Annotated in this window: 14 protein-coding genes and 1 tRNA gene; 10 read left to right on the forward strand and 5 right to left on the reverse strand. The window is 50.6% G+C overall.

The window, feature by feature from the left end; all coding sequences use genetic code 11:
• The 3 genes from HKN79_01145 to hflX all read left to right on the forward strand — a co-directional run.
• A partial coding sequence (locus HKN79_01145) for a cytochrome B (protein ID NNC82156.1) occupies nucleotides 1-374 on the forward strand: 374 nt, incomplete at its 5' end.
• A 1-nt stretch (nucleotide 375) separates the two neighbouring features.
• A complete protein-coding gene (locus HKN79_01150) occupies nucleotides 376-1,200 on the forward strand; it encodes a sterol desaturase family protein (GenBank protein ID NNC82157.1) in 825 nt (274 codons plus the stop codon).
• Nucleotides 1,197-2,387: a GTPase HflX gene (gene hflX, locus HKN79_01155; GenBank protein NNC82158.1), complete on the forward strand. Its 1,191-nt coding sequence runs from the start codon at nucleotides 1,197-1,199 to the stop codon at nucleotides 2,385-2,387. The genes HKN79_01150 and hflX overlap by 4 nt, the downstream gene beginning before the upstream one ends.
• Nucleotides 2,388-2,415: 28 nt before the next feature.
• On the opposite strand, the gene HKN79_01160 is transcribed toward hflX, so the two are convergent.
• Nucleotides 2,416-4,233: an ABC transporter ATP-binding protein gene (locus HKN79_01160; protein ID NNC82159.1), complete on the reverse strand. Its 1,818-nt coding sequence runs from the start codon at nucleotides 4,231-4,233 to the stop codon at nucleotides 2,416-2,418.
• A 113-nt stretch (nucleotides 4,234-4,346) separates the two neighbouring features.
• Between HKN79_01160 and rbfA the strand changes: the two genes are divergently transcribed.
• The 3 genes from rbfA (at nucleotide 4,347) to HKN79_01175 (ending at nucleotide 6,846) form a co-directional block, all read left to right on the forward strand.
• Nucleotides 4,347-4,682, forward strand: coding sequence for a 30S ribosome-binding factor RbfA (gene rbfA, locus HKN79_01165; protein ID NNC82160.1), 336 nt, complete (start codon nucleotides 4,347-4,349; stop codon nucleotides 4,680-4,682).
• 2 nt (nucleotides 4,683-4,684) lie between these two features.
• On the forward strand, nucleotides 4,685-5,503 hold the full coding sequence (locus HKN79_01170; GenBank protein NNC82161.1) for a class I SAM-dependent methyltransferase: 819 nt from the start codon (nucleotides 4,685-4,687) through the stop codon (nucleotides 5,501-5,503).
• A gap of 167 nt (nucleotides 5,504-5,670) precedes the next feature.
• Nucleotides 5,671-6,846 (forward strand): ABC transporter permease, encoded by a 1,176-nt coding sequence (locus tag HKN79_01175; protein ID NNC82162.1) that lies wholly within the window; start codon nucleotides 5,671-5,673, stop codon nucleotides 6,844-6,846.
• 124 nt (nucleotides 6,847-6,970) lie between these two features.
• Here the strand turns inward: HKN79_01175 and HKN79_01180 are convergent, their stop codons facing one another.
• From HKN79_01180 to HKN79_01195, 4 genes are all read right to left on the reverse strand, one after another.
• Nucleotides 6,971-7,579 (reverse strand): superoxide dismutase, encoded by a 609-nt coding sequence (locus HKN79_01180; protein NNC82163.1) that lies wholly within the window; start codon nucleotides 7,577-7,579, stop codon nucleotides 6,971-6,973.
• 58 nt (nucleotides 7,580-7,637) lie between these two features.
• On the reverse strand, nucleotides 7,638-9,236 hold the full coding sequence (locus HKN79_01185; GenBank protein NNC82164.1) for a S41 family peptidase: 1,599 nt from the start codon (nucleotides 9,234-9,236) through the stop codon (nucleotides 7,638-7,640).
• Nucleotides 9,233-9,712, reverse strand: a complete 480-nt coding sequence (locus tag HKN79_01190; GenBank protein NNC82165.1) for a dCMP deaminase family protein — start codon at nucleotides 9,710-9,712, stop codon at nucleotides 9,233-9,235. Before HKN79_01190 ends, HKN79_01185 begins: the two co-directional genes overlap by 4 nt.
• A 389-nt stretch (nucleotides 9,713-10,101) precedes the next feature.
• Nucleotides 10,102-10,183, reverse strand: a tRNA-Leu gene (locus HKN79_01195).
• Between the two features lie 122 nt (nucleotides 10,184-10,305).
• Here HKN79_01195 and HKN79_01200 point away from each other — a divergent pair.
• The 4 genes from HKN79_01200 to HKN79_01215 form a co-directional block, all read left to right on the forward strand.
• Nucleotides 10,306-11,250, forward strand: a complete 945-nt coding sequence (locus HKN79_01200) for a ribose-phosphate pyrophosphokinase (protein ID NNC82166.1) — start codon at nucleotides 10,306-10,308, stop codon at nucleotides 11,248-11,250.
• A gap of 6 nt (nucleotides 11,251-11,256) precedes the next feature.
• Complete coding sequence (locus tag HKN79_01205) at nucleotides 11,257-11,919, forward strand: 50S ribosomal protein L25 (GenBank protein ID NNC82167.1); 663 nt, start codon at nucleotides 11,257-11,259, stop codon at nucleotides 11,917-11,919.
• Nucleotides 11,920-12,001: 82 nt separating this feature from the next.
• Nucleotides 12,002-12,571 carry an aminoacyl-tRNA hydrolase gene (locus HKN79_01210; protein ID NNC82168.1) on the forward strand — a complete coding sequence of 190 codons (570 nt, stop codon included), beginning with the start codon at nucleotides 12,002-12,004 and terminating at the stop codon, nucleotides 12,569-12,571.
• Between the two features lie 59 nt (nucleotides 12,572-12,630).
• On the forward strand, nucleotides 12,631-12,901 hold a 271-nt coding region (locus HKN79_01215; GenBank protein NNC82169.1), incomplete at its 3' end, for a hypothetical protein.

Raw genomic sequence — 12,901 nt, forward strand, 5'->3', positions numbered from 1 at the left:
TACTAGTGACCAAATCGGTCATCGGTTCTGCCAAACGATTCTTTGAGAAAGATAGGAAGATGGCTCTTTTCATCATGATCATCTCCCACGTGCAATTGCTTTTGGGATTCAGTTTGTATTTCATGCGGGGCTATCAAGGTCAATTGGGTGAGATGGGTAATGCGCTGTTGCGATTCCGTTCCTTGGAACATCCGCTGGGTATGGTCATCGCCATCCTGTTGATCACCATGGGCTATGGACGAATAAAACGTGCGACCAGCGATGCAGCCAAGTTCAAGGCGGTCAAGGTCCTCTATGGTATTGCTTTGATCATTATTCTCATCTCTATCCCCTGGCCCTTCAGGGAAGGCATGGCGCACTACGGTTGGTTCTGATTTGGAGGATCTGATCGCATATTTCTCAGACATTCCTTCTTCTCACCGGACGGTCATTTTGGTCTCTGGGCTGATGTTCTTCTGGATGCTGGAAGGGCTGCTCCCCATTGTGCGTTTCACCTACAACAAGTGGAAGCATGCCGGGCTCAATCTCTTCTTCACTTTCACTACGGCCATTGTCAATTTTGCTTTTGCGGTGCTGATCGTCAAGACCAGCGATCTATTCGTGGCTGAAGGATGGGGAGTTCTGCACCTGATCGAACTGCCCTTCTGGGCTCAGCTCATCATCGGATTCATGATCCTTGACCTCGTAGGGGCCTATTTGATCCACTGGATGGAGCACAAGGTGCACTGGATGTGGAAATTCCATGTCATCCATCACAGTGATGAGCAGGTGGATAGCACTTCTGCACTGAGACACCATCCGGGAGAAAGTGTGTTCCGGGCAGTGTTCACGCTAGTGGCAGTCATGGTGGCGGGAGCGCCTATGTGGATGGTGATGGTCTACCAGAGTCTGAGCGTCTTCCTTTCTCAATTCAATCATTCCAATCTGGAACTACCCGCCTGGCTGGAGAAGAGCATGCGATGGGTGCTCATCACCCCAGGGATGCATCGAGTGCATCATCATGCTGAATTGCCATACACCGATACCAACTATGGAAACATCTTCCCCTTCTGGGACCGCATATTCGGTACCTACTCCGAACTGGAGAAGGATCGGATCCAATACGGCCTGGATGTCTTTGACAAACGGGACGATCATCTGGGGGATCTCTTAGGCCTGCCTTTTGATGGTAAACGGTATAGAAAAGGAGAACGTCAATGAAACCCGATCCCATCTCGACCGATCTCATTCAAGAGACCTGCGTATTGGTAGGAGTCATCAATGATCAGCAGGATGATGAGCAGGTCAAAGAGTATCTCGATGAATTGGCTTTTCTTGCCGAGACGGCCGGCTGTCTCACCGAGAAACGATTTGTACAGCGCCTCAAACAGCACAATCCGGCCACCTTCATCGGTTCTGGAAAGCTGCAGGAGATCAAGGAATATGTCAAAGAGAACGAGATCGACATGGTCATCTTCGATGATGACCTGAGCGCCACACAGATCCGGAATATCGAGCAGGAGCTCAAGGTCAAGATCCTGGACAGGAGCAATCTCATCCTGGACATCTTCGCCTCGCGAGCGCGTACCGCTCATGCCAAGACACAGGTCGAACTTGCACAATACGAGTATCTCCTTCCACGCCTGACGCGTATGTGGACACACCTCAGTCGGCAGAAAGGAGGGGTAGGGATGCGCGGACCTGGGGAGACCCAGATAGAGAGCGATAGACGGGCCATCCAACAGAAGATCGCCAAGCTCAAGAAGGAGATTGAGAAGATCGATAAGCAGATGGCCACTCAGCGTGGAAATCGCGGAGCTCTCGTGCGCGTAGCGCTGGTCGGCTATACCAATGTGGGTAAAAGCACCCTGATGAACCTGCTGAGCAAAAGCGATGTTTTTGCAGAAAATAAGCTCTTTGCCACCTTGGACACCACCGTGCGCAAGATCACCTTACACAATGTGCCTTGCCTGCTCAGTGATACGGTAGGGTTCATACGTAAACTCCCCACCCAGCTTATCGAGAGTTTCAAATCCACCTTGGATGAGGTCAGAGAGGCCGATATCCTGGTGCATGTGCTGGATATCTCCCATCCCAATTTCGAGGATCAGTATGATGTGGTGAAAGCCACACTGAGCGAGATCGTAGGAGATGAGAAGGAGACCATCGTGGTATTCAACAAGCTGGATGCATATAAGGATGAGCAGAGCGACATCATCCCCGATGAGCACCACGAGCACTTATTGGATGAGTTGAAGAAGACCTGGATGGCCAAATTAGATGGCGATCGGGCGATCTTCATATCAGCCCAAAAGAAGATCAATATCGAAGAACTGCGCGAGGTGCTCTATGAGCGGGTCAAGGCCATTCACGCAGTGCGATTCCCGTATAACAACTTCCTATACTGAGCTCTGGATTCGGGAAGTAATGGCAGGGTCAGCCCTGCATCTCTCTCAACTTCTTGTACTGACCGCCTGCAGCAAGCAATTCATCATGAGTCCCTGACTCTACGATGCGGCCATTCTGAATGACCAGGATCTTATCCGCATGCTGGATAGTGGAAAGGCGGTGGGCAATGACCAAGGTGGTACGGTCCTTCATCAAGTGCTCCAAGGCATCCTGTACCAGTCGCTCTGACTCGGTGTCGAGTGCAGATGTGGCCTCGTCCAAGATGAGGATAGGGGGATTGCGAAGTACGGCCCGGGCTATGCTGATCCGCTGGCGCTGACCTCCACTGAGTTTTCCTCCCGCATCTCCCACGGTCGTATCATATCCCAATGGCATGGTCTGTATGAACTCATGTGCATTGGCGATACGGGCCGCTTGTTCCACCTCTTCATCGGTAGCCTCATAGCCCAATGTGATATTACTGCGTACAGTATCGTTGAAGAGAATGGCCTGCTGCGATACCACTCCCATCAATCTCCTCAGGTCCTTCAATCGGACATCGCGTATGTCCACACCATCTATGCTCACCCGTCCTTCCTGTGGGTCATAGAATCGGGGAAGTAGGTCTGCAATAGTGGATTTCCCTCCGCCCGATTCACCCACGAGAGCGATGGTCTGTCCCTTCTTGATCTCTATGTCTATGCCTCGCAATACCGGAGCATCGGTATAGCGGAAGTGCAGTCCTTCATAGCGGATGGCTTTTTCGAAACCGTTCAAATCCTTGGGAGATACCGGGTCGTGTATCTGATCATCGGCATCCTTGATGGCATCGATGCGCTCTACTGAGGCGAGCCCTTTATTGATATTGCTGAATGTCTTCGCCAGACTCTGGATCGGACGCAGACTTTGGGAGAAGATGATGATGAAGCCGATGAATTCACTGCCCGATAGCGCATCTTCTTTTTGACCGAGGATCAGACTTCCTCCATACCAGACTACTCCTACCATCACACAGGCACCTAAGAATTCGCTCAAGGGAGAGGCCAGGTCCCGCTTGTTAAGGAGACGGATGCTGATCCTGCGGAAGGATTCGTTCAGCCGGCCGAAGCCTTCTTTGACCGCCCCTTCGGCATTGAATGCCTTAATGATGCGCAGGCCACCTAAGGTCTCTTCCAAGTAGGAGAGGAGTTCACCTTGCTTATCCTGCCCTTTGCGCGATGTGCGTTTCAGGCTCTTGGAGATACGCCCGATGATGAATCCCGAGACCGGCATGAGAATGAGTGAGAACAAGGTCAAGGGTGGACTGATCATCAACATGGCCGCAAAGGAGAGCATGATATTAAGCGGGTCGCGCATCATCATTTCCAGAGAACCGATCACCGACATATCCACCTCGGCTACATCAGCGGTATTGCGTGCCATGATGTCGCCTTTCTTCTCATCGGAGAAGAATCCCAGTGGCAGAGCGATGATCTTGTGATAGATATCCCTGCGAATGTCCCTGCCTATCCCTTGACGTATGCGGGCCAGGGCCAGATAGGCCAGATATCGGGAGACATTCTTCAAGAAGAACATAAGGAGTGTCAAACTACAGATGAATGCCAGGGCATGGATCGGACCACCCTCAGCGATACGCTGGCTCATGTGGTAGGCAAAGAAATCCTCAAAGAATTCCTTGTTGAATGCAAAAGCAGGGGGGTCGCTTACAACGGCCGGAGCCTCGCTGAAGAGCAGATCCAAGAATGGAATGAAGAGCAGGAGTGAGAGTAGGTTGAAGAGGACGAAGAAGATGTTGGCCAGCAGGTTCAGAGCGACCTCAGTCTTGTATCCTTTGAGATAAGCGAGTATTCGTAGAAATCCTTTCACTGATGCATGATCCGAGGGCAAAGAAACGATATTGAGGCACGATCGGTATGTGCCTTACTTCCAGCACGGTATCCAGCGTGACAGATATAGCTCTTTATCCTACCTTCGCGGCCGTGCCAAGTATACGTCAAGAACGCATCAACGCCCTGCTCCAGAACGAATTAGGGTCGATTTTCCAACGGGGGATGAAAGAGCATTTCGGTGGTCTCTTCATCTCTGTCACCGTGGTCCGTATCAGTCCCGATCTGGGTTCTGCCAAGGTCTATATCAGTATCATGAACAAGGTGGACAAGCAACAGGTGGTGGAGGAACTCAACGAGCGCAACCGCTTCATCCGTAAGCTCTTGGGAGAGCGGGTTGGCAAGCAATTGCGCAAGACCCCGGAGCTGATGTTCTTTTTGGATGACTCGCTGGACTACGCGCAAAAGATCAATGACCTTCTGAAATAGTTATGGAATACGATCCGATCAAAAGAAGCCTGGGCCGTGTCTTCAACCAGACCCCCTTTCTGAGAAAAGTATTCTACGGGCTGCTGGACCTCCTCCTATTGCGTGCATGGCATGTGCATAAGGAATTACGGAATTTCAGTGGGTGGAAGAAGAAGGATCTGAAAGTGCTGGATGGTGGTGCCGGTTTCGGCCAGTACACCTACTGGATGAACAAGAAGAACCCCACCTGGGAGATCACCGCCATCGATGTCAAAGAAGAGCAAGTGGCCGATTGCAATCGCTTCTTCGAAGAGATCGGACGCGGAGAGAATGTGACCTTTCAAGTGGGAGATCTTACCCAGTACATACAACCGCTGACCTATGATCTGGTGGTATGTGTGGATGTGATGGAGCACATCGAAGATGATGTACAGGTGTTTCAGAATTACTACACCTCCATGAAGGCCGAAGCCATGTTGCTCATCTCCACCCCATCCGATCAGGGAGGCAGTGGTATCGATGAACACAGCGAGGGAGAGGTCAAAGGATTTATCGATGAGCATGCACGCGATGGATACAATATCCAAGAGATCGAGGACAAGATCCGATCGGTAGGCTTCACCAAGGTGGATGCACGCTATCAATATGGCACACCGGGCAAGATCGCTTGGAAGCTGAGCATGTACTACCCCATGCGTGCCCTGAATGCGAGCAAGCTCTTCTTCATCCTCTTGCCCTTCTATTTCCTGATCACCTATCCCATCAGTTTCATTCTCAATTGGATGGACGTGAGCATGAGCCACAAGACCGGTACCGGACTGGTGGTCAAGGCTTGGAAGTAGTCTAGTGTTGTAAGTCGATGCTTGTTTGAAGGAATGCGTTCATTTGTTCAAGACGAATGAGTAATGACCCTCTTCGGTATCCCTATCGACAAATAACGCAGCCCTGAATAGTGCGCTTCCCATTCTACATAGCCAGAAGATATCTCTTCGCTAAGAAATCTCGCAACGTGATCAATCTCATCACGGGCATCTCTGTGGTGGTCATCGCTTTTGTGACCGCGGCCATGGTGGTGGTGCTGAGCGCCTTCAATGGGATCGATGCCCTGGTCGATGACCTATATAGCTCCTTTGATGGGGACATCATCATCGGCCCTGAGCGGGGCAAATCCATTCCCATGGACAGTCTGGATCTGGATGCTATACAGGCGCTGGATGGCTATCTGGTCCATCACGAGGTCATCGAGGAGAATGTGTTGCTCACCTTCGGTGATCGGCAGCGTGTCGCTAAGATGAAAGGTGTGCCAGATGGCTACCTCAAAGCCACGGGTCTCGATGAGAGTATCTTCCAAGGGTCCGACCTATTGAGCGATGAGGAATCCTTCAGGGCCATCCTCGGCTATAAGGTGATGCTCGAGTTGGATGCGGGATTGTTCTCAGAGACCCTTCAACCGCTTATCGTCAATGCCCCACGCATGGGCAAGAAGATCTCACGGAGCAGGGAGAAGGCCTTTCAGAGTGAGGGTATCATGGTCGGGGGGATCTTCAGTATCAATATGGAATACGACTCCGAGTATTTCTTGGTACCCATCGATTTTGCCCGTGATATCATGGACTACTTCGGAAGGAGCACCTTTATTGAAGTGGAGGTGGAAGAAGACATAAACTTGGAAGAATTCCAGCGCGAGCTGACAGCCATGCTAGCTCCGGGGATCATTGCCACTACACGATATGAGAAGAATGCAGTGATCTATAAGGCCAATGAATCCGAACGTTTGGTGACCATACTCATATTGAGCTTCATCATCCTTATCGCGGTATTCAACATTCTCGCCTCGCTCACTATGCTCATGCTGGACAAACAGCACGACCTGTCCATGCTCCACAGCATGGGCGCACCTGTCAAGACCTTGCGGAGGATCTTCTTCTTGGAGGGGATGTTGATCTCAGGTCTTGGAGCCATCATCGGACTCGGAGTAGGGATACTCCTCTGTTATCTGCAGGATACGGTCGGGCTGGTGAGGTTGCAGGGAGGGATAGTCGATTTCTATCCGGTCATTATCAAGTTGCGGGATGTGGTAATGGTCTTCTGCATTGTGATGGCGATCGCACTGGCCTTCTCCTGGATTCCGGTCAACCGCATGACCCGCAGCATGATCGTGGAGGCAAGTGATAGGAAGCGGTGAGCACGGTAATTGATGGTCGACAGAGCGTAGGAACGTATACCATGTGTTTCAGGGTCTACATAGAAAGAAAAAACCCCGACTCAAGGCCGGGGCTTCAAAATTCATTTGTCAGTCTCGTGACAACTTACTTTCCAGCCTCGTAGCGCTTGCTTACTTCATCCCAGTTGATGACATTGAAGAAAGCAGAGACGTAATCAGGTCTGCGGTTCTGATAGTTGAGGTAATAGGCATGCTCCCATACGTCCAAGCCTAGGATCGGATGGCCACCGCAACCTACACCAGGCATCAATGGGTTATCCTGATTGGGGGAAGAACATACTTCTACTTTACCTCCATCATGGACACAGAGCCAAGCCCATCCAGAACCGAATCGGCTTCCTGCAGCTGATGAGAATTTCTCTTTGAAAGCATCGAATGAACCATAGGCATCATTGATCGCATCGGCCAGCGCACCACTGGGTTCACCACCACCATTAGGTGACATCACCTTCCAGAAGAGGCTGTGATTATAAAAGCCTCCTCCATTGTTGCGCACTGCATTATTGCTCATATCCAGTCCGGTCAGGATATCCTCGATGGATTTCCCTTCCAGGTCGGTGCCTTCGATGGCCGCATTCAGTTTAGTGGTGTATCCGTTGTGGTGTTTGCCGTGATGGATCTCCATGGTACGCGCATCGATGTGCGGTTCGAGTGCGTCAAATGCATAGGGTAAGTCAGGAAGTGTAAAAGCCATTGTGATAATATTTTATGGGTTGAATAAGGAGTTCAAAGGTACAATCCAGCAGACAATCTCAATGAAGAGCCGCAAGCGCTGAGAAATGCTTCATGGCCGCCTGGAAATCATCATCCGATTCCAAGAACACGGTGAAGTAGCCTTCCTCGCCCCATATGACCCGGGCGATACCGGCCTTGATGCGGGTCTCCAATTCGCTACGCGATCGAGAGAGTTCTCCTAAGGTCGGACTGAATCCGTCCTCTTCAGCGAACTCCAAGAAATCCTGGAACAAGGCTTCCGAGACAGACCAATCGTCATTGAAGCTCAGCGGATCCATTTGAGCGAGCATCTCCCGCTGTGCGTCTGCTTGATCGAAAGCGAATTGAGTGATGATGCCGTGATAGAGCACATCGGTGAGGAACTCACTCGACTCAGCAGTATCTACCGGTACGAATATGTCGGGCATGATACCTCCACCACCATAGACGGTCTTTCCACCAGGGGTGATGAATTTCAAGGAATCGGGGAAGGAGATGCTATCTGCATTGAGGTGTTCTCCCCTCTCGAGGCGGTCCACGTAATCATGCTCATAATCCACATCACTGCCATAGGGCTTTTGTATGCTTCGGCCAGTAGGTGTGTAGTATCGGGCGATGGTCAATCGCATAGCGCTGTTGTCATCGAAAGCGATCTCATTCTGGACCAATCCCTTCCCGAAACTCCTTCTACCGATAATGGTTCCGCGGTCGTTGTCCTGCAAGGCACCGGCCAGGATCTCAGAGGCCGAGGCAGAACCTTCATTGATCAATACGATGACCTCCACATCTTCCAGTTTCCCCTTACGAGTGGCCTCGTAGGTGCGCTTGTCTTGATTACGGCCTTGCGTGTATACGATCAATTTCCCTGTACCTAAGAATTCATCGGCCAGAGAGATGGCCTGATTCAGATAGCCACCGCCATTTCCGCGTAGGTCGATGATGAGTCGGTCGGTACCGGGACCGAGTGTGTTCATGGCCTCTTTGAATTCCTCATAGGTGGTCTGTGCAAATCGGCTGATACGGATATAGCCGGTATTGGGCGCTACCTCGAGTGCCACAGGAATACTCACGATAGGGATCTCCCCACGGGTGATGGTGAAATCAAGAGCCTCTCCCTTGCGTAGCACCTTAACATCGACTTTGGTTCCGCGTTCGCCACGCAGGAGTTCCATCACCGTTCGTGTAGTCACCTCTACTCCAGCTATGACGCTGTCTTCGACCTGTATGATACGGTCACCGGCCATTATACCCACGGTCTCAGAAGGGCCTCCAACTATCGGATTGATGACCATCACCGTATCGTGTACGATTCTGAATTCCACTCCGATCCCATCGAAATTTCCCTCGAGGGGTTCGGAGAACTCAGCGCGCTCTGAGGCGCTGATGTAATAGGAGTGAGGATCCAGATTCTGGAGGAAGTCGTGGATGGCGGTCTCTACATGAGAACTTGTGTTGACACTGTCCACATACTCGCTTTCTACGAAGCGCACCACCTTGGCGAATTTGTCAGCATCATTATCGCTGAAAATGGTGGGGTTGATGGGCGAGTCACCCCCTATGCCCATGCCCAAGAATAGTCCGATGGCCAGCGCACCGGCCAGTAGTAGGGGATAGAGTATTTGAAATTTACTGTTCATTGAATGTCTTCTTCTCGGAGTTGGACCAATTCCACTCCTGCTTCATTTAAGAATTCCAATCCGGAATAGTCTTTATATCGATGGAGGTAGACCAATCGCTTGACCCCGGCCTGGTGGATGAGTTTGCTGCACTCCCTACAGGGAGACATAGTGATATACAGGGTCGCTCCCTCCATGTCATGTGTGCTGCGCGCTACCTTCATGATAGCGTTGGCTTCAGCATGGAGCACATACCACTTGGTATAGCCCTCCTCATCCTCACAGTAATTCTCAAATCCACTGGGAGTCCCGTTGTAGCCATCCGAGATGATCATCCTATTCTTAACGATCAATGCGCCTACCTTCTTACGTTCACAGTGTGACAGTTCCGCCCATTCCATGGCCATACGCAGGTAGGCCCTATCATAGCGTAACTGCTTGGCTGTCTCGCGACTGAGTTCTTTGTCTACCAATTCTTCCAAATCTTCTCCTTTCATTTTTACCCAAGGCAAATTAAGACAATTGCCTACGAATACTGTGCCTATCTCTTACCGATGGTCTTCATGGCTTAGGAACGCTCGGATCAGAGGAGTTCTGGCGTCCGTGTGAATTGGAAAAGCGTTGTTGATCTGCAGGGGCCTTATGTCAACGACTTCATCCAATTCACATACTAGGACTGAGAACAGAACTCTTCCTCGAGCGAAGAATTTTATTCTAAAGAGAAAAGCCCGATCTCCGAAAATGGACATCGAGCTTTCATCAAGATTACCCGGAGTCGGGATTACTTCGGCTTACGCTCAGCATAAACTTCTCTCCCTCTCTGATCCTTTTGGCTGAAAAATAAAAGCCCGATCTCCGAAAATGGACATCGAGCTTTCATCAAGAGTACCCGGGGTCGGGATCGAACCGACACTCCTTGCGGAACACGAGTTTGAGTCGTGCGCGTCTACCAGTTCCGCCACCCGGGCTTTTGTATAGGTAGAATCCCCCAAACGGGCTGCGAATATATCTACTTTGAATGTAGTGACAAAGCTTTGCAGTAGGCGATGGATCAAGTACATTTGCAGCCCTTTATAAAAAGGTAGAAAGCTTGAAGCTCAAGAAGGTATCCATATTCTCAGGAAGCGCTACGCCAGAACTGGCTGAACGCATCGCAGACAATTTCGGTAAGAAGTTGGGTGATGTGCGTATCAGTCGCTTCAGCGATGGAGAGTTCCAGCCTTCTTTCGAGGAGTCTGTGCGGGGTAACGATGTATTCATCGTACAATCCACGATACCTCCTGCGGATAATCTGATGGAGCTGCTCCTGATGATCGATGCTGCCAAGCGAGCTTCTGCCAAACGCATCATCGCCATCATACCCTATTTCGGATTTGCTCGACAGGACCGCAAGGACAAGCCCAGAGTAGCGATAGGTGCCAAATTGGTGGCCAATCTACTGGCTGCAGCAGGAGTGGACCGTGTGATCACCATGGACCTGCATGCCGATCAGATCCAAGGATTCTTCGAAGTGCCGGTCGATCACCTATTTGCCAGCACTATATTCTTGCCTTATATCAATGAGCATCTGGATATCAGCAATGTGATCATGGCCGCCCCTGATACGGGCGGTACCAAGCGTGCCAGCGCCTATGCTAAAGTGCTCAACGTGGACCTGGCCATCAGCTACAAGCAGCGTAAAGTGGCCAACAAGGTGGATAGTATGACAGTGATCGGTGACGTTACTGATAAGGACGTCATCCTCGTGGACGATATCATCGATACGGCCGGTACGCTGACCAAGGCTGCAGATATGCTGATCGAGAAAGGAGCTAGATCGGTACGCGCATTCATCACCCACCCAGTGCTCTCAGGGCCGGCCTATGAGCGATTGGAAGAATCGCAATTGAAAGAATTGATCGTGACAGATACGATTCCCTTGCAGAAGGAATCAAGTAAGATAAAGGTGGTCTCGGTGGCACCTCTCTTCGGTGACGTTATCAGACGTCTGCTGAACGATAAATCCATCAGCAAACATTTCATAACCCATTTATAACAAATCATGAAAACAGTATCATTGAGCGGTTCTCCAAGAGAGAACGTAGGGAAGAAAGATGCTGCGGCCCTCAGGGACCAGGGATTGACACCATGTGTCATCTATGGTGGAGATAAGCAGGTACACTTCTCATTGAAAGAACTAGATCTGAATAAGATCATATTCTCCCCAGATGTATTTCTGGCCGAGATCAGCGTAGAAGGTGAGGGCGAATACAAAGGAATCATCCGTGAGATCCAATTCCACCCTGTGACCGACCGCATTTTACATGTGGATTTCCTTCAGGTCATGGAGGGTAAAGAGGTAAAAATGGACCTTCCTGTACACTTGAGCGGAAATGCGATAGGTGTACGTAATGGTGGTCGTCCTTCTTTCCCGAATAAGAAGTTGGCCGTCAAGGGAGTACCCTTGGATTTCCCAGATGCGATCGAAGTGGATATCGAGAAGATCCGAATCGGAATGAAGATACGCGTAGGAGACCTCCAGATACCTGGACTCAATATCCTTGCTCCTGACGACATGGTGATATTTGCTGTCAAGACAGCAAGAGGAGCCCTCGATGAGGAGGAAGAAGAAGAGGAAGGTGAAGAAGGAGCTGAAGGCGAAGAAGGTGAAGGCGGTGAAGGAGGCGAAGGTGCCCCAGCTGCTGAAGCTCCGGCCGAAGGCTGATACTCCTAGCATCATATTTGATATCAGGGATTCCGCTCCGAGCACTCGGGGCGGAATCTTTATTTTGTGACAGACCGAAGAGATGAAGTATTTGATCGTAGGACTGGGAAATCCAGGACCGAAATATGCTGAGACCAGACATAACGTAGGGTTTCAAGTATTGGACCATCTGGTAGAAGGGAAAGAAGGGGCTGAATTCCATAGTTCACGCTATGGAGACGTGGCCGAGTATCGCCACAAAGGGAGAAAGGCCATACTCCTCAAACCATCCACCTTTATGAACCTGAGTGGAAAGGCAGTCAGGTACTGGATGCAGGAAGAGAGGATCCCATTGGACAAGGTGCTCGTCATTACCGATGACCTTGCCTTACCCTTCGGAACCTTGAGATTACGGGGTAAAGGGAGCGATGGGGGCCACAATGGCCTGAAGGACATCCAAGCCATTCTCAATACGACACAGTACCCCCGGCTTCGCTTCGGGATCGGGGATACATTCTCACGTGGAAAGCAAGTGGACTATGTGTTGGGAGAATGGGAGAGAGAGGAATTGGAAGAACTCCCAGAACTTTACGATAGAGCTTGCCAGATCATCCGATCCTACATGGGGGCAGGGCTCGCACGTACGATGAACGATTTCAATAAGCGTAAATAATCGTTTTCAGAATCCAGTCGGGCTTTCCGATATTCAGAGGACCAACAAATACTTAAGCCATGGCTCATCTGAAACTAATTGCGATCTGTATCCTTCTGCCATCATTGATGATGGCCCAAACTGTTCCCAATAGCGGATTCGAAGAGTGGGAGGTCACTCCACAATCTACTCTGGAACCTGTGGGCTGGGATTCGGACAATACTCAATTGACCACGAGCACCAGTCAAGATACAGAGGCCTATTCTGGAAATTACGCTATGCGCGTGCAGGCTGTGGACATGGGATTGGGCTCTTACGGGGAAGCACAGACCTTGATAGAGATGGGCGGAT

Source organism: Flavobacteriales bacterium (genome assembly GCA_013001705.1).
GTDB lineage: Bacteria > Bacteroidota > Bacteroidia > Flavobacteriales_D > JABDKJ01 > JABDLZ01.